The 25,827-nt window shown below is 56.1% G+C and carries 22 protein-coding genes; 9 read left to right on the top strand and 13 right to left on the bottom strand.

What is annotated here, in order from left to right; translation table 11 throughout:
* Positions 1-887 precede the first annotated feature (887 nt).
* Both HFD97_RS11590 and HFD97_RS11595 read left to right on the top strand, forming a co-directional pair.
* Positions 888-6,419 (top strand): glutamate synthase-related protein, encoded by a 5,532-nt coding sequence (locus tag HFD97_RS11590; protein ID WP_167431929.1) that lies wholly within the window; start codon positions 888-890, stop codon positions 6,417-6,419.
* A 181-nt stretch (positions 6,420-6,600) separates the two neighbouring features.
* Positions 6,601-8,358 (top strand): sulfite reductase subunit alpha, encoded by a 1,758-nt coding sequence (locus tag HFD97_RS11595; RefSeq protein ID WP_009092478.1) that lies wholly within the window; start codon positions 6,601-6,603, stop codon positions 8,356-8,358.
* Between the two features lie 113 nt (positions 8,359-8,471).
* On the opposite strand, the gene sspB is transcribed toward HFD97_RS11595, so the two are convergent.
* From sspB to zapE, 5 genes are all read right to left on the bottom strand, one after another.
* Positions 8,472-8,957 (bottom strand): ClpXP protease specificity-enhancing factor, encoded by a 486-nt coding sequence (sspB, locus tag HFD97_RS11600; protein WP_009092479.1) that lies wholly within the window; start codon positions 8,955-8,957, stop codon positions 8,472-8,474.
* A gap of 3 nt (positions 8,958-8,960) precedes the next feature.
* Positions 8,961-9,602 (bottom strand): stringent starvation protein SspA, encoded by a 642-nt coding sequence (gene sspA / locus HFD97_RS11605; protein ID WP_009092481.1) that lies wholly within the window; start codon positions 9,600-9,602, stop codon positions 8,961-8,963.
* A gap of 330 nt (positions 9,603-9,932) precedes the next feature.
* Positions 9,933-10,325, bottom strand: a complete 393-nt coding sequence (gene rpsI, locus HFD97_RS11610) for a 30S ribosomal protein S9 (protein ID WP_008925401.1) — start codon at positions 10,323-10,325, stop codon at positions 9,933-9,935.
* Positions 10,326-10,340: 15 nt separating this feature from the next.
* Positions 10,341-10,769, bottom strand: a complete 429-nt coding sequence (gene rplM, locus HFD97_RS11615; protein WP_009092483.1) for a 50S ribosomal protein L13 — start codon at positions 10,767-10,769, stop codon at positions 10,341-10,343.
* A gap of 227 nt (positions 10,770-10,996) precedes the next feature.
* Positions 10,997-12,124, bottom strand: a complete 1,128-nt coding sequence (gene zapE / locus HFD97_RS11620; RefSeq protein WP_009092484.1) for a cell division protein ZapE — start codon at positions 12,122-12,124, stop codon at positions 10,997-10,999.
* 178 nt (positions 12,125-12,302) lie between these two features.
* On the opposite strand from zapE, the gene zapG reads away from it, so the two are divergent.
* The 3 genes from zapG (at position 12,303) to degS (ending at position 15,337) form a co-directional block, all read left to right on the top strand.
* Positions 12,303-12,704 carry a Z-ring associated protein ZapG gene (gene zapG / locus HFD97_RS11625; RefSeq protein ID WP_009092485.1) on the top strand — a complete coding sequence of 134 codons (402 nt, stop codon included), beginning with the start codon at positions 12,303-12,305 and terminating at the stop codon, positions 12,702-12,704.
* Between the two features lie 108 nt (positions 12,705-12,812).
* The gene (gene degQ / locus HFD97_RS11630; RefSeq protein ID WP_046101069.1) at positions 12,813-14,186 is read left to right on the top strand and encodes a serine endoprotease DegQ; all 1,374 of its coding nucleotides are present in this window, start codon (positions 12,813-12,815) and stop codon (positions 14,184-14,186) included.
* An 89-nt stretch (positions 14,187-14,275) separates the two neighbouring features.
* Positions 14,276-15,337 (top strand): outer membrane-stress sensor serine endopeptidase DegS, encoded by a 1,062-nt coding sequence (degS, locus tag HFD97_RS11635; RefSeq protein WP_046101068.1) that lies wholly within the window; start codon positions 14,276-14,278, stop codon positions 15,335-15,337.
* A gap of 151 nt (positions 15,338-15,488) precedes the next feature.
* On the opposite strand, the gene epmA is transcribed toward degS, so the two are convergent.
* On the bottom strand, positions 15,489-16,466 hold the full coding sequence (gene epmA / locus HFD97_RS11640; RefSeq protein ID WP_009092488.1) for an elongation factor P--(R)-beta-lysine ligase: 978 nt from the start codon (positions 16,464-16,466) through the stop codon (positions 15,489-15,491).
* 135 nt (positions 16,467-16,601) lie between these two features.
* On the opposite strand from epmA, the gene HFD97_RS11645 reads away from it, so the two are divergent.
* Positions 16,602-17,126, top strand: coding sequence for a lipocalin family protein (locus HFD97_RS11645; protein ID WP_167431928.1), 525 nt, complete (start codon positions 16,602-16,604; stop codon positions 17,124-17,126).
* A 54-nt stretch (positions 17,127-17,180) separates the two neighbouring features.
* Here the strand turns inward: HFD97_RS11645 and HFD97_RS11650 are convergent, their stop codons facing one another.
* The 3 genes from HFD97_RS11650 to efp form a co-directional block, all read right to left on the bottom strand.
* Positions 17,181-17,315, bottom strand: coding sequence for an entericidin A/B family lipoprotein (locus HFD97_RS11650; RefSeq protein WP_003848302.1), 135 nt, complete (start codon positions 17,313-17,315; stop codon positions 17,181-17,183).
* Between the two features lie 101 nt (positions 17,316-17,416).
* On the bottom strand, positions 17,417-17,548 hold the full coding sequence (locus tag HFD97_RS11655) for an entericidin A/B family lipoprotein (protein ID WP_009092493.1): 132 nt from the start codon (positions 17,546-17,548) through the stop codon (positions 17,417-17,419).
* 50 nt (positions 17,549-17,598) lie between these two features.
* A complete protein-coding gene (efp, locus tag HFD97_RS11660; RefSeq protein WP_009092495.1) occupies positions 17,599-18,165 on the bottom strand; it encodes an elongation factor P in 567 nt (188 codons plus the stop codon).
* Positions 18,166-18,208: 43 nt separating this feature from the next.
* Here efp and epmB point away from each other — a divergent pair, with 43 nt between their 5' ends.
* The gene (epmB, locus tag HFD97_RS11665; protein WP_167431927.1) at positions 18,209-19,237 is read left to right on the top strand and encodes an EF-P beta-lysylation protein EpmB; all 1,029 of its coding nucleotides are present in this window, start codon (positions 18,209-18,211) and stop codon (positions 19,235-19,237) included.
* 53 nt (positions 19,238-19,290) lie between these two features.
* Here the strand turns inward: epmB and HFD97_RS11670 are convergent, their stop codons facing one another.
* The 4 genes from HFD97_RS11670 to HFD97_RS11685 all read right to left on the bottom strand — a co-directional run bounded on the left by HFD97_RS11670 (position 19,291) and on the right by HFD97_RS11685 (position 22,640).
* Entirely contained in the window at positions 19,291-19,638 is a 348-nt protein-coding gene (locus HFD97_RS11670; RefSeq protein WP_009092500.1) for a DUF4156 domain-containing protein, read from the bottom strand.
* A 320-nt stretch (positions 19,639-19,958) separates the two neighbouring features.
* Positions 19,959-21,608: a chaperonin GroEL gene (groL, locus tag HFD97_RS11675; protein WP_009092501.1), complete on the bottom strand. Its 1,650-nt coding sequence runs from the start codon at positions 21,606-21,608 to the stop codon at positions 19,959-19,961.
* 48 nt (positions 21,609-21,656) lie between these two features.
* Positions 21,657-21,950: a co-chaperone GroES gene (locus HFD97_RS11680; RefSeq protein WP_009092502.1), complete on the bottom strand. Its 294-nt coding sequence runs from the start codon at positions 21,948-21,950 to the stop codon at positions 21,657-21,659.
* A gap of 228 nt (positions 21,951-22,178) precedes the next feature.
* Positions 22,179-22,640 (bottom strand): FxsA family protein, encoded by a 462-nt coding sequence (locus HFD97_RS11685; protein WP_181161912.1) that lies wholly within the window; start codon positions 22,638-22,640, stop codon positions 22,179-22,181.
* 327 nt (positions 22,641-22,967) lie between these two features.
* Here HFD97_RS11685 and aspA point away from each other — a divergent pair, with 327 nt between their 5' ends.
* Both aspA and HFD97_RS11695 read left to right on the top strand, forming a co-directional pair.
* Entirely contained in the window at positions 22,968-24,404 is a 1,437-nt protein-coding gene (aspA, locus tag HFD97_RS11690; protein WP_009092504.1) for an aspartate ammonia-lyase, read from the top strand.
* A 111-nt stretch (positions 24,405-24,515) separates the two neighbouring features.
* Entirely contained in the window at positions 24,516-25,817 is a 1,302-nt protein-coding gene (locus HFD97_RS11695; RefSeq protein ID WP_167431926.1) for an anaerobic C4-dicarboxylate transporter, read from the top strand.
* Positions 25,818-25,827: the final 10 nt, after the last annotated feature.

Consider the following 25,827-nt stretch of genomic DNA (forward strand, 5'->3'; position numbering starts at 1 on the left):
CTCCCTGGAAAAGAAACAGCCCCATGATAGCGCAGTTAGCCTGCGGACGTCGCAGCACGTCACGCGAAGATGAGGGATTGAATGCGCTTTTATGGTGCATCCGGCCTGCCGTTCGGCGACGTTTGGGACAAACCGGTTAAATCCCTTGACTGATTGTGCCAAATGAATAATCTGTAAGGCCGCCTGTGAATCACAGATTTCACCCGACGGCCTTTTTTTCAATATCCTGGCAGCGTCCTGCTGCGCAGGCTCTCCCCTTTATATGAATACTCATTCAACTTTAATGCTGTTTTAAGCATTCCCTGCCTGATTAATTTTTCTTATAACCAACCGCTGTTTCATTCAAATAGGCCGACATAAGAAAAACAGATACATGCTATGTATCAGGGGTGCCGGACAGCATTTAATGCTGCCAGACACCCTGTCACCAGCATGGTGCAGAGATATGACGCCTGCACTACAGTGAGTCAGTTCACATTTATCGGCCGATCACCAGGTGGCAGAGTGAGACATTTTAAACCATAAAAATCAATATTTTTATATACTTATACAAGAAAAGCGCCTGATAAGCCCGCCTGGCCGCCCTATTTGACCTGATTACGCTTTCCCGATAAGTTGGAAATCCGCTGAAAGCTTTCCTGACGGGCCATTGTCTCGGCATATCTATGCAACAAGAAGACTCCCGCGTGGTTTAAGTCATCTCCTTTACGAGACCGGAAATCGAAGAGCAGCTCAATAAAGGACGTTTTACGGATGTCTGGAGAGAAATGCTCAGGGCTATGACGCGCGCTCGACAGAGCATGGCGATGAAAATGAAGCTGCGCCTCAGTTGCGCCCAGACCCTGAAACAGTGCAGGTAATGTCAAAGCAGTTTAAGGAGACCCTCAATGTCCACTAAAAAACCTCAATCCTATGGCTTGTATGATCCGACAGCAGGCAGTGACAGCTGTGGTGTAGGTTTCATTACGCGTAAGGACGGCGAGCAGACCCATGAGATTCTGCAGATGGCGCACAGCGCCCTGTGCACAGTGCCGCACCGCGGCGGTATGTCAGCAGAAGGTGTCGGCGATGGCGCAGGCGTCAACGTTGACCTTTCACTGCACTTTTTCCGCAAGATTACCGGCCAGCCACTGGAAGCGGGTCGCTTTGGCGTCGGCAACTTCTTTGTGCCGAAAGATGCTGAGCTGCGCGCGAATGCCGAACGTCTGGTAGATGAGACCCTCAGCAGTTTCGGCCTGCCGGTGATCATGAAGCGCGACATGCCGCTAGACAGCAGCGTGACGCGTCCGGCTGCCATTCAGTTTCAGTTACCGATTCTGCAGTGGATCTTCACTGCGCCTCAGGACGTGGCCGATCAGAACGACTTCGAACAACGTATCTACCGCGCCCTGTTAACTATCGAAGCACGCGCCTTTACCGAAAGCGAATTTGGCGGTCTCTATCCGCTGTCGCTGTCGTCGCGCACGCAGGTATTTAAAGCGCGCCTGAACTCCAATGAAGTGATTCCTTACTTCAAAGATCTGACCGATCCCGATCATCAGGTGCGCGGGCTCTTTTTCCATACCCGTTTCTCGACCAACACCGATCCGCATACCACTATGGCGCAGCCGTTCCGCCTGATGGCGCACAACGGCGAGCTGAACACGGATCGTAAAAACCGCATCGCCGAATCGGCCCTGGCACTGGCACGCGGCAAAAAGATCGTGCGGCCTAAAGGGCAGTCCGACAGTTCGCGTCTGGATCAGAGTATCCACAGCCGTCTGATGGAAGATAATCTCGATCTGATCACCGCTGTGGTTTCCATGATGCCGCCCGCCTGGGAAAACGACAGCTCGCTGTCAACCGAGGTGCGCGACATGCTGGAGTATTTCTCTCTGTATGAAGAGAAGAACGACGGCCCTGCCGCCTTAATCTTTGGCAATGGCGAAGTCATTGGCGCACGCCTTGACCGTCTGGGCCTGCGCCCGCTGCGCTCGGTCGAAACCGCAGACTATATCGGTGCGATGTCCGAAGCGGGCCAGATCGCCTTTCCTCCTGAAAGCGTCCTGCGTCGTGGTCGTATCGAAGCGGGCGGCATGCTCTACTTCGATCACCGTGAAAAACGCAGCTACACCACGCTGCAGGCGCTGGAAAAACTGGCTGCAGAGAAAGATTACTCCGCCCTGCTGCGTGAAGCGCGCGTCGGCCTGGACGATCTGCCGGAGATCCCGGCTGAGCAACAGGGTTCACCGCTGCGCTATCGCGGCGATCTGAAAACCTATCAGCGCTTTGTCGCCTACTACTACAACCAGGAAAGCTTCAAGTTCATGATGGACCCGATGCTTAACACCGGCGCAGAGAAGATCTCCGCAATGGGTTACGGCAACGCCATCAACGGCTTATCCGATCATGAAGGCGGCATGGCGCACTACTTCTCTCAGCGCTTTGCGCAGGTTACCAACCCGCCGCTGGACTCTATCCGCGAAGTGGATGGCATGACGCTGCGTGTGGCGCTGGGGGCGAAACCGCACCTGGGCCGCAGCAAAGGCCGTCAGATTGTGGTGCCGACACCAATTCTCAGCCATCTCGATATGCTGCGTTTGCGTGAGCAGACCGTTGCCCCTTACGCCCGCTTCGAGATGCTCTATGAGCCGGTCATCGGCAAAGATCTGCTGAGCACGACCGCCAACGCGAACGCCCTGGAAAAAGCGATTGATGACCTGGCGCAGCAGGTGGTGGATTTTGCCCGGACGCAGGGCGGCATTGCCGTTCTGACCGACCGCCACATCTCCTCGAAGCACGCCGCGATCCCGATGCTGCTGGTGGTTTCCGCCATCAACCAGCGTCTGGTGCAGGAAGGTCTGCGCCTTGATGTGTCACTGGTGGTGGAAAGCGGCCAGAGCATCTCCTCGCACCACATTGCCGCGACGCTGGGCTTCGGCGCATCAGCAATCTATCCGCTGGGCGTACAGATGCGCGCAGAGGAGAAATTTGGCGAGGGTGAAGAAGGCAATAAAGCCTTTAAGCGCTATGCCAAAGCTGCGGAAAAAGCCCTGATGAAAACCATGGGCAAAGTGGGCCTCTGTACCGTAGAAAGCTACAGCAGCGGCGAGTTCTTTGAGCCTAACTTCCTCAACACCGATGACCCGGTGCTGAAAAAGTACTTCCCGAATATCAAAACGCCGGTGGGTGGCGCAGGCTTCGCGGCTATCGCGCAGATGGCCGTTGACTGGCATCAGAGTGCACTGAAGATTCAGGGTGAATCGGACGTACCGTTGCTGGGTCTGTTTAAAGAGCGCGCAGAGGGTGCCGGTCACTCCTACGGCACGATTGCCGTACGCACCTTTATCGATATGACCGAAGAGCCGATTCGCTTTGCTGATAAAGCGCGCGAAGAGGATAACTTTATCCGTCTGATGACGCTGGCAAAACTGGATAACGCTTTTGGCATTAAGCCAGAAACCTTTAAAGACAGCAGCTTCGAGCGTATTCCGGATGAGGTGATCAACAACTTCGCAATCACGGCCGACTATCGTCAGTTCTCCAGCCTGATGTATGAGGAGCGTAAGCGTCGCCCGGCGGCCCTGCGTGACATCCTGACATTCCCGGCCGATCTGACCCATATCGACAGCGAAGCGGAGTTCCGCCGCAAACTGGGACGCTACTCACTGACCAACAACGGCTTTGCCATTCGTGGTCTGGTGTGTGAAGCGGTGGATGGCAGCCTGAATCACTTTATGCTGCGTCTGACCGATGCGATCGAAGGCCTGAAGCCAGAGAACGAGCGCCTGCAGAATCTCTCTAACGCCCTGAAATTCCGCTTCGGCGACGATATCGAGAGCAGCGAGGTGGTAACCGGCGGTCTGAAAATAACCGCTTACGGTAAAGCGGCAGACTACCTGTCACGTATTTTCACCACTCTGCCCTCCCTGCCACTGAGCGACGTGCAGCCGGCGTGCGAAATCACCCGCACCTTTGCCTCCGGCGCGATGAGTCACGGTGCGCTGGTTGCTCCCGCGCATGAAGCGGTGGCGCACGGCACCAACATGGTCGGCGGCATGAGTAACTGCGGTGAAGGCGGCGAGCACTACTCCCGTCACGGCACCATCCGTGCCTCACGCATCAAGCAGCTGGCGTCCGGCCGTTTTGGCGTCTGGGCCGCCTATCTGGCGGATCCAATGCTGGAAGAGCTGGAAATCAAGATCGGTCAGGGTGCGAAGCCTGGCGAAGGCGGCCAGCTACCGGCGGCGAAAGTCACGGTTGAGATTGCGGCAGCGCGTGGCGGTACGCCAGGCGTCGAGCTGGTCTCGCCGCCGCCGCATCACGACACCTACTCCATCGAAGATCTGGCGCAGCTGATCCACGACTGTAAAGCCGCGCGGGTGCGCGTGATCGTCAAACTGGTCTCCTCAGAAGGGATCGGCACCATCGCGGTCGGCGTGGCCAAAGCGGGCGCAGACGTCATTAACGTGGCGGGTAACACCGGTGGTACCGGCGCTGCGTCGGTCACCAGCCTGAAATACACCGGACGCGTGGCGGAAATCGGCATCGCTGAAGTTCATCAGGCGCTCTGCGCCAACGGCCTGCGTGAGAAAGTGCAGCTGCGCTGCTCGGGCGCGCAGCAGACCGGCAGCGACGTGGTGAAATCCGCGCTGCTGGGCGGCGACAGCTTCGAATTCGGTACCACTGCGCTGATGATGCTCAAGTGCGTGATGGCGAAAAACTGTAACGTCAAATGCCCGGCGGGCCTGACGACCAACGCCGAAGCCTTTGATGGTGATCCGCGTCAGCTGGCGCAGTATTTCCTCAACGTCGCCCATGAAGTGCGTGAGATCCTGGCGCGTATGGGCCTGCGTTCCCTGCGTGAAGCGCGCGGCCGGGCCGACCTGCTGCACCTGATGGATCACCCGCTGGAAGTGGGCAAGCTCGACTTACGCGCCATGCTCACCGTGGTGCCGGAGCTAAAGATCGAGAAGCCGGTCTATCTGGAGAAAGATTTTGAGCTGGATGATGGCTGGGTTGAGCAGCTGAAATCAGCGCTGGTCGATCAGGGCAATACCGACGTCGCACTGGGCAACGGCATCGTGCTGAACAACCGCAACAAAAGTATGGGGGGCCAGCTGGCGATCGACATTGAACGCATGCTGAACCATCAGCTGAGTGCGGCGCAGCTGCAGGCGATGCCTGCGGTTCTGAGCGATGACCGCGGTCGCCATTATTTGGCTCCTGCAACCGTAAAAATTTCAACTACCGGTTCAGCCGGTCAGTCATTTGGCGCCTTCTGCAACGATGGCATGCAGCTGACCCACTACGGCACCTGTAACGACGGCGTCGGCAAGGGACAGTGTGGCGGTGAGCTGTTTATCATGTCGCCGGGCGGCGGCGCGCAGGATGGCGATGGTAACGTGCTGATCGGTAACTTTGCGCTGTTTGGCGCGACCGGTGGACGCCTGTTCGTGCAGGGCCAGGCCGGTGACCGCTTCGCGGTGCGTAACTCCGGTGCCACAGCCGTGGTCGAAGGCGTAGGAGATTTTTGCTGCGAATATATGACCAATGGTGCCATCCTCAACCTGGGCACCTTCGGTAAAGGCTTTGGTAACGGCATGAGCGGCGGCTTCGCCTATCAGTATGACCCGTATGGAACACTCGCCAGCCATGCAGCCGGTGATTCAGTACGCTTCGGCTCGATTGCCGATCAGGATGAGATGGCGCAGGTGCATAAGCAGGCCGTGCTGACCATGCTGAACTGGCATCTGGAGGCAACAAATTCACCGCGTGCTGCCTGGCTGCTGGAGAACTGGGAAACGGAGTGTCATCACTTTGTGTATGTGATGCCGCGCTCGCTGCTGCTCTATCAGGATGGCGGAGAGATCCTGAAAGCCAGAAGCCGTAAAGATCTGCTCGAAGAGCTGTCGACCGCGCTGGCCGGCCATCAGGTTGCGAAGTTCAAAGCGGCCTGGCGTCAGGGCAAGACCATTGCTGACGGTGCGGTACCGGCCTACGGCGCGACCGATACGCTGGAGATGTTTGTTCTGCTTAACAACTACACCGTTCTGAGCTTTGCTCAGCAGCTGGCCCTGAGTAAATTACCGAAAGGGACACCGGTTGAAGATCCGGCGGTAGAAAAAGCCGTACGCAATCTGCTGATGACGGAGGACTTTTCGCTGATCAGCAAACTGCAACGCCATGCCCGTTCCGCCATCGAAGCGTATAACGATGACGAACTGGCCAGTCTGATTGGTTCCAAACGCATGTCAGATTACAAAGCGGCGCTGACGCAGCGTAACATCCGCTCCATGGACAGCCTGGCCACCTATGGCTGGATCATGTATCAGGATGCCTGTAACCGGGAAGTGCTGGGCCATCTGCCTGATTTTGAAGAGCTGTTTGCACGTGCGGCCTTGCCTGAAATCGCCGCGGCGGTGGGCAAACTCTCCTGACAGTCACACTGTTCAGGCTGAACTGAATGTTATTCATTGATCATTGCCCGGAGTCGTCGTTGTACCGGACAGATGCAGAACCGCTCTCCCCAGCCGCACACCGCGGTGCGGGAAAGCGGAACCGCTTAAACCGGCCAGCGTTACTGATGACGGGGAAGAACGGGATTGAGTAAAAGTACCCATGAAAATTCCTTATATTCCAGAAGATGCACCTTTTAATGGCGATCAGAAATACTGGCTGGCTGGCTTTCTCGCGGGTCTTCACTCCCGTCTGCTGGTATTAGAAGACAAGCAGCAACCCGCTGCGGGCACAGGTGCAGCCGCGACCACGCAACTGCACATTCTCTACGGCTCACAGACCGGCAATGCCGAAGCGCTGGCGCAGACCGCCGCGAAATCGGCCCGTGCTAAAGGGCTGGTGCCGGTGGTTCAGGCGCTGGGCGATGTCGACCTCGACGTCTTTGCTACCATGCGTCATGTGCTGATTGTCACCTCAACCTACGGCGAAGGCGAGATGCCGGATAACGCGCAGCTCTTCTGGGATGCGATCTCTGCCAGTACCGCACCGCGCCTGGAGCAGATGCATTTTGCCGTGCTGGCAATCGGTGATACCGGCTATGACGGCTTCTGTCAGGCGGGCAAGTTCATCGATATGCGCCTTGAGCAGCTGGGAGCAAAACGCGTGGTGGATCGCATCGACTGCGATATCGACTATGAAGAGCCATCCAGCGAGTGGCTGAACAGCTCCATGCCTCAGTTTGCGGCCAGCGCAGGCAGCAGCGGCACCGTGCTGGAGAGCGCGCCTGAAGCACCGGTCATCCCGGGCAGCAACAAATCGAACCCTTACGCCGCGGCGCTAATCACCAACAAGCGCCTCTCTGGCGAGCAGTCTGCCAAAGATATCCGACATTTTGAGTTTGACCTGACCGACAGCGGCCTGAAGTATGAAGCGGGTGATGCGCTCGGCGTCATTCCGGTCAACGAGCCATCGCTGGTCAGCCTGCTGCTGACCCAGCTTAATGCCGACTACGAGACGCCGGTGCCCGGCTTTGACCGCAGCCTCGGCGACCTGCTGACCTACCAGTTTGAGATCTCTGAACCGTCGCGCAAGCTCATCGAATGGGTCGGGCAGAACACCACCAACCAGGAGCTGCGTCATGTGTTACAGCACGACGACAAAGATGCGCTGGGTGTCTGGCTGTGGGGCAAAGATAGCCTTGACCTGCTGCAGCTTGACCTGACGCGCACGCTGGCGGTGCCTGAGTTTGTTGCCCTGCTGCGTCCGCTGCAGCATCGCGCTTACTCAATTTCATCCAGCTCTAAAGCCCATCCGAATCAGGTGCACCTGACCGTTGCCTCGGTGCGTTATCACAGCGGCGGCCGTAATCGTGGTGGCGTCTGCTCAACCTACCTGGCTGAGCGCGTACGTCGTGGCGAAAAGCCAGCCATCTTTATTTCGCCGAACAAAGCGTTCCGCGTCCCAGCCAATAACAGCGCTCCGCTGATCATGGTGGGACCTGGCACCGGCATCGCGCCCTTCCGGGCTTTCCTGCAGGAGCGTCAGGCAACCGGCGCGCAGGGCAAAAACTGGCTGTTCTTCGGCGATCAGCATCAGGAACATGACTTTATCTATCAGGATGAACTGCTCGCCTGGCGGGATAATGGCTTGCTGACGCGGCTTGACCTGGCGTTCTCCCGCGATCAGGAGAAGAAGATCTACGTGCAGAGCCGGATGCTTGAGCAGGGTGCAGAACTCTATGCCTGGCTGCAGGAAGGCGCTTACTTCTATGTCTGTGGCGATGCATCACGCATGGCGAAGGATGTGGATAATGCGCTGTATGAAGTGGTTCGCCAGTTCGGTGGCCTCTCCAGCGAGCGCGCAGCGGACTATGTCGACCAGCTGAAGAAAGAGAAGCGTTACCTGCGCGACGTCTATTGATAGCGAAGGTGTGATAAAAAATCCGGTTTGCGCAGGCAGCCGGATTTTTTTATCGCTGACAGGCAAAAAAATACCCGCCGGAGAGGCGGGTATCTGTTTTAAGAATGCTGCGGTTATTTCACGACGCGCAGTGAAGGTCGTCCGCCCCGCGGCGGTGGATCGTCATCAGGCGGTGTCTCATCATCGCTGGCATCGTCGGGACGATCGCCATCAATCACGGACATCATGGTCTCTTCCTGACCTTCTGACGCTTCCTGAATATCCAGCTCGTAAGCCGGTTCCGGTTCAAACATCGTTCCGGCACCGTTTTCCCGGGCATAGATTGCCAGAATTGCCGCCATCGGCACGTTAACCTGACGAGGAACACCCCCAAAGCGGGCGTTAAACGACACCTGGTCATTCGCCAGATCGAGGTTGCCGACAGCACGAGGCGCGATGTTCAGGACAATCTGACCATCACGCGCGTACTCCAGCGGCACCTGTACACCTGGCTGATTGATGTCGACCACCAGATGCGGCGTCAGCTGGTTGTCGAGCAACCAGTCATAGAAGGCGCGCAGCAGATAGGGACGACGTGCAGTAAGTTGCGACATTTCCATACGTTAAGCCCGTGCTTGCAGGCGCATTTCACGTTCAGCTTCAGTTAATGAAGCGAGGAAAGAGTCACGCTCAAATACGCGGTTCATGTAACCTTTCAGCTCTTTTGAACCAGAGCCGATCAAATCGATGCCCATTGAAGGCAGACGCCATAACAGCGGTGCCAGGTAGCAATCCACCAGGCTGAACTCTTCGCTCATGAAGTAAGGCGTGCGGCCAAACAGCGGCGCGATCGCCAGCAGCTCTTCACGCAGCTGTTTGCGTGCGGCTTCGGCTTCCTGACCGCTGCTGTTCTCAACCTTCCTCATCAGGCTGTACCAGTCCTGCTCGATGCGGTGCATCATCAGGCGGCTGTCACCACGGGCAACCGGATAAACCGGCATCAGTGGCGGATGCGGGAAGCGCTCATCTAAATATTCCATGATGATGCGGGATTCATACAGCGTCAGCTCACGATCTACCAGTGTCGGTACCGTGCGATACGGATTGAGGTCAATCAGATCCTGCGGCAGGTTATCCATTTCGACCTGCTCGATCTCTACGCTGACACCCTTCTCCGCCAGAACGATACGTACCTGATGGCTGAAAATGTCAGTAGGACCAGAAAACAGCGTCATTACCGAACGTTTGTTGGCAGCGACAGCCATGAAAACCTCCAAGTTTGTTCACAAAAAGATACTGCGAATAGCCAACCACACGGCGACTCACTTGCTTGTCGAACTCGCACGCAACCTGGTCAGCTGCGCCGTAAAACTGACGCCCCGACAGCGGGAAGGCGCATAACGCACCGGCCTGCGGGCGCAAAGTGACACAGAGTTTACCAGATTTTAGGCTGCTTGTGGGCGTGGAATGAATCTTTGCAGGTAAATTGAGCGCGGGCTTACGATTTTCACCGTTATCAGACGGGAAGGCAGAAAATAAAAAACCCGCCGAAGCGGGTTTTTTGAGCCAATTGCCGCAGCCGGAGCTGCAAACAATTAACGCTTGGAGAACTGAGGACGACGACGTGCTTTACGCAGGCCGACTTTCTTACGTTCAACCTGACGCGCGTCACGCGTTACGAAGCCAGCTTTACGCAGCTCGCCACGCAGTGATTCGTCGTATTCCATCAGAGCGCGGGTGATACCGTGACGGATCGCACCAGCCTGACCAGAAATACCGCCACCTTTAACAGTGACGTACAGATCGAATTTACCAACCAGATCCAGCAGTTCCAGCGGCTGACGAACGACCATGCGGGCAGTTTCGCGACCGAAGTACTGTTCCAGAGAACGTTGGTTAATTACGATGTTACCGCTACCCGGCTTAATGAATACGCGAGCGGTAGAGCTTTTGCGGCGACCAGTGCCGTAGTTTTGAGTTTCAGCCATTGCCTTTAATCCCGATTAAATGTCAAGAACTTGCGGTTGCTGTGCCGCATGGGTGTGCTCGTTGCCTGCGTAAACTTTCAGCTTACGGTACATAGCACGACCCAGCGGGCCCTTCGGCAGCATGCCTTTAACCGCGATCTCAATCACACGCTCAGGACGGCGAGCAATCATCTCTTCAAAGGTCGCCTGTTTGATACCACCGATGTGGCCGGTGTGGTGATAGTAGATCTTGTCAGTACGCTTGTTGCCGGTAACAGCAATTTTTTCTGCGTTCAGAACGATGATGTAATCACCCGTATCAACGTGCGGAGTGTATTCCGCTTTATGCTTACCACGCAGACGGCGCGCCAGTTCAGTCGCCAGGCGACCCAAAGTTTTGCCCGTTGCGTCAACTACAAACCAGTCACGTTGGACGGTTTCTGGTTTAGCTGTAAAAGTTTTCATCGAAAAGCTTACCCAAATTAAGTTACACGTTGGTGAAATCCCAAACGCTTAAGTAAACGAATGAGGCTCACACGACCATTTTGACCAGCAAGCCACCCCTTCGGATAGAGTTACTGGAACACAGAGGATTTGGGAAAAAAATCCTTTGCTGTAACGTGGGGTCGCAAGATTATAGAGAAGTCGATTGCAAAAATCGAACCCTATTTCGGTATTTATCCTGATTATTCTCACGGCAGATGCGGCAGGCGCAGATACTCTTCGCTCTGCATCTCCTGAAGCCGCGATAAACAGCGCTGGTATTCAAACTTCAGCCGCGTCCCCTGATAGATCTCGGTCAGCGAGGTTTCTGCGGCCACGACCAGCTTCACGTGACGCTCATAAAATTCGTCAACCAGGGCCAGGAAACGGCGCGCCTGATCTTCGGTTTTGTAGATCATTACCGGCACGTCATAGAGCAGCACGCTGTGAAAACGGCGGGAAAGCGCGATGTAGTCATGCTGGCTGCGCCCTTCCCCGCACAGCGTCGTGAAGTTGATGGCCAGCACGCCGTCGCTGACGCCCAGCGTCGGCATCTGGCGATGGTTGATCTCCAGCACCGGCGCCTCCTCCGGCTGGCTGCCCGACAGCGCCTTAAACATGCGCGCCATCTCCGTGTGAGTGGCCTCGTTGAGCGGATAGTTCCACAGATGCGCCGAGGTCAGTGTCCGCAGCCGGTAGTCGATGCCGGCATCCACATTCATCACATCACAGTGCCGTTTTATCTGCTCAATAGCCGGCAGAAAACGCGCGCGCTGCAGGCCGTTGCGGTAGAGGTCATCCGGCGGAATGTTCGAGGTTGCCACCAGGGCGATGCCGCGCTCAAACAGCGCTTCCATCAGCGTGCCCAGCAGCATCGCGTCGGTGATATCGGAGACAAAAAATTCATCGAAACATAGGATGTCAGTTTCCGCTTTGAATTTGTCCGCGATAATCAGCAGCGGGTCGCTCTGCCCCTGCAGTTGCGTCAGTTCTTCATGCACCCGCAGCATGAAACGGTGGAAGTGCAGGCGCAGTTTGCGTTCGCCAGGAATAGACTGAAAAAAGAGATCCATGACCCAGGTTTTGCCGCGCCCGACGCCGCCCCACATGTAGAGTCCGCGAACAGGCTGGGGCGTCGCATTTTTCTCTTTACCGATCAATTTCGACAGGCGACCCAGCAGGCCGGATGAGGCGGGCGCGGCAGCCTGTTGCCGGGCAACCAGCGCCTGCTGCAGGGCGTCTAAACGGGTAATCGCTTCACGTTGTACGTCATCGGGCCTGAATTCGCCCTGCGACAGCGCCTGCTCATAACGTGCAAGCGGAGATGAGGTTTGCATTGTTGTTTCAAAGTCCCTGAATAGTGTCTGATTCATACCACGGTTGCTGAAAAAAAGGCCGTTCTACACTAAGCCATGCTGCTCCGGAGTTCCACATCCATAAGATTAACGGGTATAGTGACTATTATTGAAATGGTGCAACGCCCTACGGAACAATGGAAAAAACACGGGAGTCATTATGACCTGGGAATACGGGCTAATTGGTTTAGTGGTAGGTATTATTGTCGGCGCAGTCGCCATGCGTTTCGGCAACAAAAAGCTGCGTGAGCAGCGCAGCATGCAGTATGAACTGGAAAAATCGAAGGCCGAGCTGGCCGATTACCGCGAAGAGCTGACTAACCACTTCGCACAGAGCGCCGAGCTGCTGGACAACATGGCGCGTGACTATCGTCAGCTTTATCAGCACATGGCGAAAGGCTCTAACGATCTGCTGCCGAATCTGCCGGGTCAGCAGAATCCTTTTGCCTATCAGCTGACTGAAGCGGAAGCTGACAACGACCAGGTGCCGGTGCAGATGCCGCGCGACTACTCTGAAGGCGCATCCGGTTTACTGCGTGGCGAGCGCCCTGCCCGCGACTAATCTTTTTGGGGCGCAGTCTGTCTGCGCCCACTGTTTTTGCGAACCCTGACCACAAACGACTGTCACACTCATTAAATCCTCCCACTTTGCAGCGAGAGCGTTGTAGCAATGAAAAAACAAGCACGCCTGTTTAGCGCATTAGCCTTGAGTATCGGGATGAGCCTTGCCGCCGCGCCAGACGCGATGGCAACGCTGCCAGCACAAATTGCGGGCCAGCCGCTGCCGAGTCTGGCACCGATGCTGGAAAAAGTGTTGCCTGCCGTGGTCAGCGTTCACGTGGAAGGCACCGATTCCGGTGAACAGGCTCAGGATATCCCTGAGCCTCTGAAACGTTTTTTCGGCCAGATGCCTGGCGGGAATAATCAGCCACAGCCGTTTGAAGGGTTGGGCTCGGGCGTGATCATTGATGCCGCGAAAGGCTACGTGCTGACCAACAATCATGTGGTGAACGGTGCCGACAAGATCAACGTGCAGCTTGGCGACGGCAGTGAATATGAAGCCAAACTGATCGGTCATGATGAGCAGACCGATATCGCCCTGATTCAGATCCAGGGCGCGAAAAACCTCACGCAGATTAAAGTGGCGGACTCCGACCAGCTGAAAGTGGGTGATTTTGCGGTCGCAATCGGGAACCCGTTTGGTCTGGGTCAGACCGCCACCTCCGGTATCATCTCTGCGCTGGGCCGCAGCGGCCTTAACCTGGAGGGGCTGGAAAACTTTATTCAGACCGATGCCGCGATTAACCGCGGCAACTCCGGCGGTGCGCTGGTCAACCTGAACGGCGAGCTGATTGGGATCAACACCGCCATTCTGGCCTCCAGCGGCGGCAATATCGGCATCGGCTTTGCTATCCCGAGTGATATGGCGATGAACCTCGCGCAGCAGCTGATTAAATTTGGCGAAGTGAAGCGCGGTCAGCTGGGTATTAAAGGCACCGAAATGACGGCCGATATGGCGAAGGCATTCAATGTCGACGCGCAGCGCGGCGCCTTCGTTTCGGAAGTGTTACCGCAGTCTGCTGCGCAGAAGGCGGGCATCAAGTCTGGCGACATCATTACCTCTATCAACGATAAGCCGATTACCAGCTTCGCTGAGTTGCGGGTAAAAGTGGGCACGACCCCACCAGGCGAACAGGTTAAGCTTGGCCTGCTGCGCGAAGGCAAACCGGTGACGGTCACCGTTACGCTGGAGCAGAGCGCTCAGACCACCGCCAGCGCCCAGCTGATGTCTCCGGCCCTGCAGGGTGCCACCCTGAGTGATGGACAGACAAAAACCGGCGACAAAGGCGTGAAGGTCGACACCATCGAAAAAGGGACACCGGCTGAACAGGTTGGCCTGCAGAAAGATGATGTGATCATCGGCGTAAACCGCAACCGGGTTCAGACCCTGGCTGAGATGCGCAAGATACTGGAAGGCAAACCGCCGGTTCTGGCACTGAACGTGGTGCGCGGCGATGAAAGTATCTATCTGTTGTTGAGATAAACCTCGCATTATGGCGGACACAAGCGCGTGTGTGTCCGCCGCTCTCATGTTATTCTGCCCAGCGATCTCCCCTGGCGTGATTTAACACCATGTTTCTTAAACTTTTGCGTGCCGTAGTGCTGGGCCTGATTGTGGCGGGTATTCTACTCGCAGCACTGCCTGCACTGCGTATGGGCAGCGACGCCCTCTATAACCACGACGATATCAACGACGAAACGCCCTTCAGCTTCAATCAGGGGGTGCGCCGCGCCGTGCCTGCCGTTGTAAACGTTTATAACCGGAGCGCCCACGGCAACAACAACCGTGGCATTACCACCCTGGGCTCGGGGGTGATTATGAATGCCAAAGGCTACATCCTGACCAACAAGCACGTCATCAATAATGCCGATCAGATTATCGTGGCATTGCAGGATGGCCGCTTCTTTGAGGCTACGCTGGTCGGTTCCGACGGCATGACCGATCTTGCCGTGCTGAAGATCACCGCCTCCGGCCTGCCTGTCATCCCGATCAATCCCAATCGCCAGGCGCATATCGGCGATGTCGTGATGGCGATAGGCAACCCCTATAACCTGGGGCAGACGGTGACGCAGGGCATTATCAGCGCCACGGGCCGGGTTGGACTGAGTTCATCAGGCCGCCAGAACTTTCTGCAGACCGATGCGTCAATCAATCAGGGTAACTCCGGTGGCGCGCTGATTAACTCGCTTGGCGAGCTGATGGGCATCAACACCCTGACCTTTGATAAAAGTAACGATGGCGAAACGCCGGAAGGCATTGGTTTCGCCATCCCCACCGTTTTAGCCTCGAAGATCATGGATAAGCTGATTCGTGATGGTCGGGTGATCCGCGGGTATATCGGTATTACCGGTCGTGAGCTGCCGCCGCTGCATGGACAGGGCAGCAATCTGGATCGGGTTCAGGGCATTATCGTCAGCGTGGTGACGCCGGATGGACCGGCGGACAAGGCCGGAATTCAGGCCAACGATGTACTGCTCAGCGTAAACGGTAAGCCAGCCATCTCGGCGCAGGAGACCATGGATCAGGTGGCAGAGATTCGTCCCGGTTCCGTGATTGATGTGCAGGTGCTGCGCAACGATCAGAAACTGACGCTGCCGGTCACCATTCAGGAATTTCCTGATAACAGTGGTTAGCTGAAACGGGAGCCCGGTCAGGGGTGGCCCGGCTGATCGCAAAGAAGGCCGCCATCCCTGGCGGTCGGCCTCGCCATCCTGGCTCGGACGCTTTGCTCTTCATCCGGGCCACCCCTTTCCCTCTGCTCCGTCATCGTCTGTGAGGCACGGACTAGCAGCGATCAACCGGAAAGGCGATCACCTCACTCAGTGACTCTGCTTTTAACGCCAGCATAATCAGCCGATCAATACCCAGCGCGACCCCGGAACAGGCGGGCATACCGTGCGCCAGCGCATCCAGCAGATAAGTGTCAATTGGATGGACCGGCAGACCGCGCGCCGCACGGCGACGGTTATCCTGCTCAAACCGCTGACGCTGCTCGCGGCTGTCGGTCAGCTCACGGAAACCGTTCGCCAGCTCAATGCCTTTGTAATAGACCTCAAAACGTTCAGCTACGCGGTGATCTTCGGTGCTGATCTCCGCCAGTGCCGCCTGACTGGCCGGGAAATGATAAACGAAGCAGGGTTTGTCCTGGCCAATCTTCGGCTCCACGCCCAGCATAAACAGCAGCATCAGCAGCGTATCGCGATCCTCTTCTGCACGCGCCAGCTCGCCTTCGCCCAGCTTCTCTGCCGCTTCACGCAGCTGCGCTTTATCTGCCGACAGCGGATCCAGATCCAGGTGGCGGATAAAGGCCTGCTGATAGGAGAGCGACTCTGCGCTGTCACACTCCAGCACCTGCTGCAGCAGATCGTCCACCTCATTCATCAGGCGGTACATGTCGTAGTGCGGCCGGTACCACTCCAGCATGGTGAATTCCGGATTATGATGACGTCCCGCCTCTTCATTGCGGAAACTGCGCCCCATCTGATAGATCGGACCACTGCCCGCTGCCAGCAGGCGTTTCATATGATATTCCGGGCTGGTCATCAGCCAGAGATCGCGCCCCTGCGACGCACCAGGCCCGACAAAACGCGTCTGGAAAGGCACCAGATGGATATCGGTAATAGTGGCCTGGCTCATCGCCGGCGTATCCACTTCCAGTACGCCACGATCGGCAAAGAAACGACGCACTTCCGCTAAAATCGCGGCGCGTTTTAACAAATTGGCGATGGATGCGCTTGGTTGCCAGCTTGCCGTTTCGCTCATGGTGATGACTCCTGATACAAATAAGGGGTGGAAGTCTACCTGCAATGCCTGCGGCAAACAATCTCATGCCGGCGATGCCAAAAACAGCGCTTCGGCTTCTATACTTAAGCAGTTAAATCACAAAGGAATCCCGCTATGTCTCTATGGAAAACCCTTGTCGCCAGCCTCAGCGCTTTTCTCTCCGTTGCCTGTAGCACCACGCCACCCAAAAACGTCACGGTTGTTGAGAACTTTGACAGCCAGCGCTATCTCGGCCAGTGGTATGAGATTGCCCGCCTCAATCATCCGTTTGAACGCGGTCTGGAGCAGGTCACGGCTAACTACAGCCCGCGTGAAGATGGCGGCCTGAAAGTGATCAATCGTGGCTATAACGTGAAAAAACAGCGCTGGCAGGAGAGCGTCGGTAAGGCCTACTTCACTGGTGATCCGCAGCGCGCCGCCCTGAAAGTCTCGTTCTTTGGCCCCTTCTACGGCGGCTACAACGTTATCGCCCTGGATCCCGACTACCGCTATGCCCTGGTGTGTGGCCCGAATCGCCACTACCTGTGGATACTGTCGCGCACACCGCAGCTGGAGCCGGGGGTCAAAGAGAAGCTGGTTGATCAGGCGCGCCGGGATGGCTTCCCGGTTGATGAGTTAATCTGGGTGAAACAGAAATAGTGCAGAGGGAATAAGCCGGTACAAAACCGTTTTCGTACCGGCTGTAATAACAGGTTACTTCGTGCTGTTCTGAATCGCCTGGCCACCCGCTTCGACGTCTTCACCCACGCCACGCGTGGTGTTGCAAGCCGTCAGCAGTGAAGAGAGCACCAGTACAGAGAAGATCGCGGCAATACTTTTCTTTAACATGACAATGTCCTTTTTGATGGATGTAAAGTACAGCGCTTTAAGCATAGCCGGATTTCCGGCGGATGCTGCCGCGGAACTTTAAAAAGGAGAAGCCGTTAAGGTCATTTTGCCGCACGCGAAATGGCACCACCTAAGTGGGAGACATCTTCGCCAAAACCGTGGAATGTGTTGCAGGCACTTAATGCAGAGGAGACCAGCAACGCGAATGCGATTAATTTTGCCAGCTTTTTCATTTTTTCTCTCAGACAAGAAAAAGGCGCATCCGGAGATGCGCCTGCGAATCTTACTTCACGCGTGACACGTATTCGCCAGAGCGGGTGTCAACTTTCACCACTTCGCCTTCCTGAACGAACAGTGGCACTTTTACAACCGCGCCGGTAGAGAGCTTGGCAGGTTTACCGCCGGTACCGGCAGTGTCACCTTTCAGGCCTGGATCGGTTTCCACGATTTCAGCTTCGATAAAGTTCGGCGGCTGAACGGCGATAGGACGACCGTTCCACAGCGTAACGATACATTCTGCGTTGTCCTGCAGCCATTTCGCTGCTTCGCCCACAGTCTTCTCTTCAACCGGGAACTGCTCAAAGCTTTCCTGGTGCATGAAGTGGTAGAACTCACCGTCGTTGTACAGGTAGCTCAGGTTGGTATCCATTACGTCTGCGCCTTCGGCGGAGTCGGTGGATTTGAAAGTTTTCTCAACGCGAGAACCCGTCAGCAGGCGACGCATTTTAACGCGTGCGAATGCCTGACCTTTACCCGGTTTAACGAACTCACTGGATTCGATGGCATACGGCTCGCCTTCGAACATGATTTTAAGACCGGGACGGAAATCGTTGCTAGAATAAGTCGCCATGAAGGCCCTCTACGAAAATTGATACTGGTACTAAGCCAAAAAAATGGCACACATTGTAACCCTAAAAATACCTTCCAGAGAAGATTGGTTGCAGCAACTTGCTGATGTTGTCACTGAACCTGATGAATTACTGCGTATTTTAGCCCTGGAACAGCATTCTGAGCTGGCCGCTGGCGCGGATGCGCGGCGGCTTTTCGCCCTGCGCGTTCCGCATGCCTTCATCAGCCGGATGAAAAAAGGCGATGCGCACGACCCGTTGCTGCTTCAGGTTCTGACTCAGCGTCAGGAATTCATCGATACGCCTGGTTATAGCACCGATCCGCTCGATGAACAAAGTAACGCGGTGCCCGGACTGCTGCATAAATACCGCAACCGGGCGTTATTGCTGGTCAAAGGCGGCTGTGCGGTCAACTGCCGCTACTGCTTCCGCCGTCACTTCCCCTATCAGGATAATCCCGGTAATAAGCGAAGCTGGCAGGCGGCGCTGGACTATATCGCCGATCATCCGGAACTGGACGAGATTATCTTCTCCGGCGGCGATCCATTAATGGCGAAAGATCATGAACTCGCGTGGCTGATTGCCGCGCTGGAAAAGATCCCGCACCTGAAACGGTTGCGCATCCACAGTCGTTTACCGGTGGTGATTCCGGCACGCATTACCGATCAGCTCTGTGAGATGCTTCGCGCGACCCGCCTGCAGGTGGTGATGGTGACGCACATCAACCATGCGCAGGAGATTGATGATGCGCTGCGTGAGGCGATGAGCAGCCTGAAGCGGGCCGGTGTCACCCTGCTGAATCAGAGTGTGCTGCTGCGGGGCGTGAACGATAATGCGCAGACGCTGGCCACCCTGAGCAATGCCCTGTTTGATGCGGGCATTCTGCCCTACTATCTGCATGTGCTGGATAAGGTGCAGGGTGCCGCACATTTCTTTGTGTCTGACGATGAGGCGCGCCAGCTGGTGCGGGCGTTACTGTCACAGGTTTCCGGCTATCTGGTGCCGAAACTGGCGCGGGAAATTGGCGGAGAGCCGAGTAAAACGCCGCTGGATTTACAGCTGCGTCAGGAATAAAAACGGCCAGCACAAGGCTGGCCGCTGAGATTCGCTGTACTACCCATGCCACATTATGGGCACTTGTAGACCTGACCGGTCATTTTGCTGTCCAGAGGCGCAAACGCAGACAGCAGATTCTGTGTCGGGCTGGTGGCACCATAAATCACGTTGCCGCCCATCTCCGCGGCGCGATTGCGCAGGTCATTGGCTGCACCGCGCAGTGCGCTGGTTTCGCCGCCTGCACCGCTCAGCCAGTTGCTCTGTGAGCCGGTAAGGTTGCCCAGAAGCTGGCAGGAACTGGCAGGCTGCTGATCGGTAAACGTCACGCGCTCGCCTGCTGAAGAGAGTTGCGTAGAGCTGCTGCAGCCCGCCAGCAATAACACGCCAGCCGTCAGTCCGGGCAAGAGGTTAATCCGCATTGTAATCCCCATTTATTATCATCAGAGTCGGGTGGCAGCGTAGCAGAAAAAAAGCACTTTTTTCTGCACATTCATTGCCTTAATCCCGTTATATCCCCTCAATATTTCATGTTACGTCTCGGCGACGCTGCCTGCCTGAAGAATAAACTGAACATCAGTAAATTCAGCCGGACAACTGCAGACAGCGTGCAGACAACGGGAAATATCAGGAGGAAAGACGTACGATTGCGCCACTACTTATACTATTTTCCTGCCCAAAAGAAAAACCCCCGGCCGTTTCCGGTCGGGGGTTCTTTTGTGACTCAGGCAGTCAACGGCAATTACATCATGCCGCCCATACCGCCCATGCCACCCATACCGCCAGCGCCTGCGCCTAAATCAGGTGCGTCGCCTTTTGGCAGGTCAGTGACCATGCACTCGGTAGTGATCATCAGACCCGCAACAGAGGCCGCGTACTGCAGTGCAGAACGGGTCACTTTGGTTGGGTCCAGGATACCGAAGTCGATCATGTTGCCGTACTCTTCAGTCTGCGCGTTGTAACCGTAGTTACCGTCGCCCGCTTTCACGTTGTTCGCTACAACAGAAGGCTCTTCACCGGCGTTAGAGACGATCTGACGCAGTGGTGCTTCCATCGCGCGCAGCGCAACTTTGATACCGACGTTCTGGTCTTCGTTCTGACCACGCAGCTCTGACAGCTGTGCTGCAACGCGAACCAGCGCCACACCACCACCTGCAACCACGCCCTCTTCGACAGCAGCACGGGTTGCGTGCAGTGCATCTTCAACGCGCGCTTTTTTCTCTTTCATTTCAACTTCAGTGGCTGCGCCCACTTTCAGAACGGCTACGCCGCCTGCCAGTTTCGCGACGCGCTCCTGCAGTTTTTCTTTGTCGTAGTCAGAGGTCGCTTCTTCGATCTGCTGACGAATCTGGGTCACACGGCCCTGAATGGTGGTCTCTTCACCCACACCGTCGATGATGGTGGTGGTGTCTTTGTTGATCACAACACGTTTTGCCTGACCCAGATCTTCCAGCGCAGCTTTTTCCAGCTCCATACCGATCTCTTCAGAGATTACGGTACCGCCGGTCAGGATAGCGATATCCTGCAGCATGGCTTTACGACGGTCGCCGAAGCCTGGTGCTTTAACCGCAGCCACTTTAACGATGCCGCGCATGGTGTTGACCACCAGCGTTGCCAGGGCTTCGCCTTCAACATCTTCCGCGATGATCAGCAGAGGTTTACCGGCTTTCGCAACGGCTTCCAGCACGGGCAGCATTTCACGGATGTTAGAGATTTTCTTGTCAGCCAGCAGGATGAACGGCGATTCCAGTTCAACCGCACCGGTTTCTGGCTTGTTGATGAAGTACGGTGACAGGTAGCCGCGATCAAACTGCATACCTTCAACCACATCCAGCTCGTCCTGCAGGCCGGTGCCTTCTTCAACGGTGATCACGCCTTCTTTACCCACTTTCTCCATCGCCTGAGCAATCAGCTGGCCCACGGTTTCATCGGAGTTAGCAGAGATCGTGCCCACCTGCGCAATCGCTTTAGAGTCTGAGCAAGGTACAGACAGCGCTTTCAGTTTCTCAACGGCAGACACAACGGCCTGGTCGATACCGCGCTTCAGGTCCATCGGGTTCATACCCGCGGCAACGGCTTTCAGACCTTCGGTGATGATAGCCTGCGCCAGTACGGTCGCGGTGGTGGTGCCGTCGCCTGCAGCGTCGTTCGCTTTAGAGGCCACTTCTTTCACCATCTGCGCGCCCATGTTCTCGAACTTGTCTTCCAGTTCGATTTCACGCGCAACGGACACGCCATCTTTAGTGATGGTCGGTGCACCAAAAGATTTATCCAGAACCACGTTACGGCCTTTCGGGCCCAGGGTAACTTTTACTGCATCTGCCAGTACGTTCACGCCACGCAGCATTTTTACGCGAGCGTCATTACCGAATTTTACGTCTTTAGCTGCCATTTCAATTGTCCCTTAAATTCGTTTCGTTCAGTGAGTTACGCGAAAAAATTACGCTTCGACAATCGCCAGAATGTCGCTTTCAGAGATGATCAGCACTTCTTCGTTGTCGATCTTTTCGGTTTTAGCGCCGTAACCTTCGTTGAAGATCACCACGTCGCCAACCTTCACGTCCAGCGGCTTAACGTCGCCACTCTCAAGGATGCGGCCATTGCCGACAGCCAGAACTTCACCACGGGTGGATTTACCGGCTGCAGAACCGGTCAGCACGATGCCGCCAGCTGATTTAGCTTCAACTTCTTTACGCTTGACGATGACGCGATCGTGCAATGGACGAATTTTCATGTGATAGCTCTCCTTTGAGAAGTCCAATCATTCAGTTTTGGGGTTGAACACCGGGCTGCATGGCTTCCGGCCTCGTGACCTGTGAGATAGGGCCATCCCCACCCGCTTTCAAGGGGGCGAACAACAAATTTTTTCTATGGAAGCCATAAGTGATGTTTTTTTAAACAGACGACGGCGCAAATAAAAAACGCAACCCGGAGGTTGCGCTTTCAGTGGTAACAATGGCGGTTAACGATCCTGGTGATCGTCGTGATGCTCAAGGCGATCGCTGTTTTTACGCTCAAACTCGCCGTCCATCGTGTAGCCGCTGTCCGGTCCGGCTCCCGGCCCGCGCCAGACGCGCAGATGGGGCATCAGCTTCAGCGTGAGATGCTTCTGAACCGGGGGCAGCAACAGCAGCAGGCCCAGCAGATCGGTAAAGAAGCCCGGCAGCAGCAGCAGGAAACCGGCGATGATCAGCGAGACGCTTTTGATCATCTCCGTGGCCGGGCTTTCGTTACGCGCCAGCTTCTCCTGCATCAGCATGAAGTTTTTCATGCCCTGATTTTTTACCAGCGAAACCCCGATGCAGGAGGTGAACACCACCAGCAGCATGGTCAGCAGCACGCCCATGACGTGCGCGACCTGGATGAACAGTGAAATCTCAATCCAGGCCAGAACAAAAAAGACTAATAACGGTATCCAGCGCACCGTACTCTCCTGTAAGTAGAGGCTGAACGGCAGCGTGCCGGTCAGCAGAAAGCGTTCATCCTGAGGAGGATAAGAAAAGAGATGGGCACCCGCGCCGCCCTTTTCAACCGATCCTGTCAAATTTATCCTGCGGGGTTAATTTTGTAACCAACTTCACATATCGTTAACCCGGCAGCAGCATTAGCGATCTGCATGCGTGCTTTTCCCGGGCATCAGAATATGATCGCACACGCCTCTATGAAGACGGATAATATGTCGGCACGGGCACACCACGACAAAATAAACACATCCTTTGTGATGGTTAGCGGCAACAACAAGAAGGTTATCATGGCGAACAACATTCGTATCGAAGAAGACCTGTTAGGTATGCGCGAAGTTCCGGCGGATGCCTATTATGGCGTTCATACTCTGCGTGCGATTGAAAATTTTTATATCAGCAACAGCAAAATCAGCGACATACCTGAATTTGTCCGCGGTATGGTGATGGTAAAAAAAGCAGCAGCGATGGCTAACAAAGAGCTGCAGACCATCCCGCGTAACATTGCCGATACCATCATTCAGGCCTGCGACGAAGTGCTGAACAAGGGCCGCTGTATGGATCAGTTCCCCGTGGATGTCTATCAGGGCGGCGCCGGGACCTCGGTCAACATGAACACCAATGAGGTGCTGGCAAACATCGGTCTTGAGCTGATGGGCCACCAGAAAGGGGAATACCAGTATCTCAACCCCAACGACCATGTAAACAAGTGCCAGTCGACCAACGACGCCTACCCGACCGGTTTCCGCATCGCGGTTTACAGTTCGCTGCTGAAACTGCTTGATGGCATCAGCCAGTTGTCTGAAGGCTTCCAGCGCAAAGCCGATGAATTCCAGACCATCCTGAAAATGGGCCGAACCCAGCTGCAGGATGCGGTGCCAATGACCCTGGGGCAGGAGTTTCACGCCTTCAGCGTGCTGCTGAACGAAGAAACCAAAAGCATTCTGCGCACCGCCGAACTGCTGCTGGAGGTTAACCTTGGCGCGACCGCCATCGGTACCCGTCTTAACACGCCGGATGGCTATCAGCATCTGGCCGTACAGCGTCTGGCGGAAGTCAGCAACCTGCCGGTCATTCCGGCGGAAGATCTGATTGAAGCGACCTCCGACTGCGGCGCCTATGTGATGGTTCACTCGTCGCTGAAACGCCTGGCGGTGAAGCTCTCTAAAATCTGTAACGACCTGCGCCTGCTCTCCTCGGGTCCGCGCGCCGGCCTGAATGAAATCAACCTGCCTGAGCTGCAGGCGGGCTCCTCCATCATGCCAGCCAAAGTGAACCCGGTGGTGCCGGAAGTGGTTAACCAGGTCTGCTTCAAGGTGATTGGCAACGACACCACCGTGACCATGGCTTCCGAAGCGGGTCAGCTGCAGCTTAACGTCATGGAGCCGGTGATCGGCCAGGCGCTGTTCGAGTCGATCAGCATCCTGACCAACGCCTGCTACAACCTGCTGGAGAAGTGCGTCAACGGCATCACCGCCAACCGCGCGGTGTGCGAGGCCTATGTCTTCAACTCAATTGGCATCGTGACCTATCTCAACCCCTACATCGGCCACCACAACGGCGACATCGTCGGCAAAATCTGTGCCGAAACCGGGAAAAGTGTGCGTGAGGTGGTGCTGGAGCGTGGCCTGCTGACGGAAAGTGAGCTGGACGATATCTTCTCGGTGCAGAACCTGATGTACCCGGTTTATAAAGCGAAACGTTATACCGACGAAAACGAACAGTAAGGCTTAACCGACGCTGGTTAACCAAAGGCATACCGCGATCAACACGGTGTGCCTTTTTTTTTGTTACACAGCACACCCAGGTTTCACCGGTTTACTTTTCAGGAGTGATTCATGTTTGTGGTTGAGCTGCTTATCGTCTTAATGGCGATCTGGTTGGGCGCGCGTCTTGGCGGCATTGGTATCGGATTCGCCGGCGGCATGGGCGTACTGGTGCTGACGTTGGGATTTGGCATGGCACCCGGCGCTATCCCCTTCGACGTGATAGAGATCATCATGGCGGTGATCGCCGCCATCGCGGCTATGCAGGTGGCGGGCGGCATGGACTATCTGGTGAGCCTGGCGGAACGCCTGCTGCGCCGACATCCGCGTCACGTCACGCTGCTGGCCCCGCTGGTAACCTACCTGATGACGCTGCTGGCAGGCACCGGTCACACCGCTTTCTCGACGCTGCCGGTGATCGCGGAAGTGGCCAAAGAGCAGGGCGTGCGCCCTTCCCGTCCGCTGTCGATTGCGGTGGTGGCGTCGCAGATCGCGATTACCGCCTCTCCCATCTCCGCCGCCGTGGTCTTTTTTGCCACGCTGCTGGAACCGCGCGGCGTCAGCTACATCACGCTGCTGGCGATTGCGATCCCCGCCACGATGGTGGGCCTCTTCCTGGCCGCGCTGGTCACTAACTTCCTCGGCAAAGAGCTTAAAGATGATGAGGTTTATCAGGCGCGTCTCGCCAAAGGGGAAGTTACCCTGCGGGGTGCCAGCGTCTACCAGCCGAAGCCGGGGGCGAAACGCTCGGTGCTGCTTTTTCTGACGGGTATTATTGCCGTGGTGCTCTATGCCACCGCCACCAGCGCCAGCGTCGGGCTGATTGCCGATCCGCCGCTGCCACGTAACGAAGCGATTGTGGTGTTTATGCTGACCATCGCGACGCTGATCAGCCTGACCTGCAAACTCGACACCAGCGAAATCCTCAGCGCCAGTACCTTTAAGTCCGGCATGAGTGCCTGTATCTGTGTGATGGGTGTCGCCTGGCTGGGCGACACCTTTGTCAAAGCGCATCTGGCAGAGATTCAGACGCTGGCGGGCGACACGCTGAAAACCTATCCGTGGATGCTGGCGCTGGTGCTCTTCTTTGCCTCTATGCTGCTCTACTCACAGGCGGCGACCACCAAGGCACTGATGCCGGCCGCCCTGCTGCTGGGCGTCACCCCGCTCACCGCGATTGCTTCCTTTGCGGCGGTATCGGCACTGTTTGTGCTGCCCACCTACCCCACACTGCTGGCCGCCGTTGAGATGGACGATACCGGCTCCACCCGGATTGGTAAGTTTGTGTTCAACCACGCCTTTATCATTCCCGGCGTTATCGCTATCGCGCTGTCGGTGCTTTCCGGCTTCATCTTTGGCGGACTGCTCTTGTAGCGCCGCCATC

The organism is Pantoea sp. EKM103V, from assembly GCF_011800365.1.
Taxonomy (GTDB): Bacteria; Pseudomonadota; Gammaproteobacteria; order Enterobacterales; family Enterobacteriaceae; genus Pantoea; species Pantoea anthophila.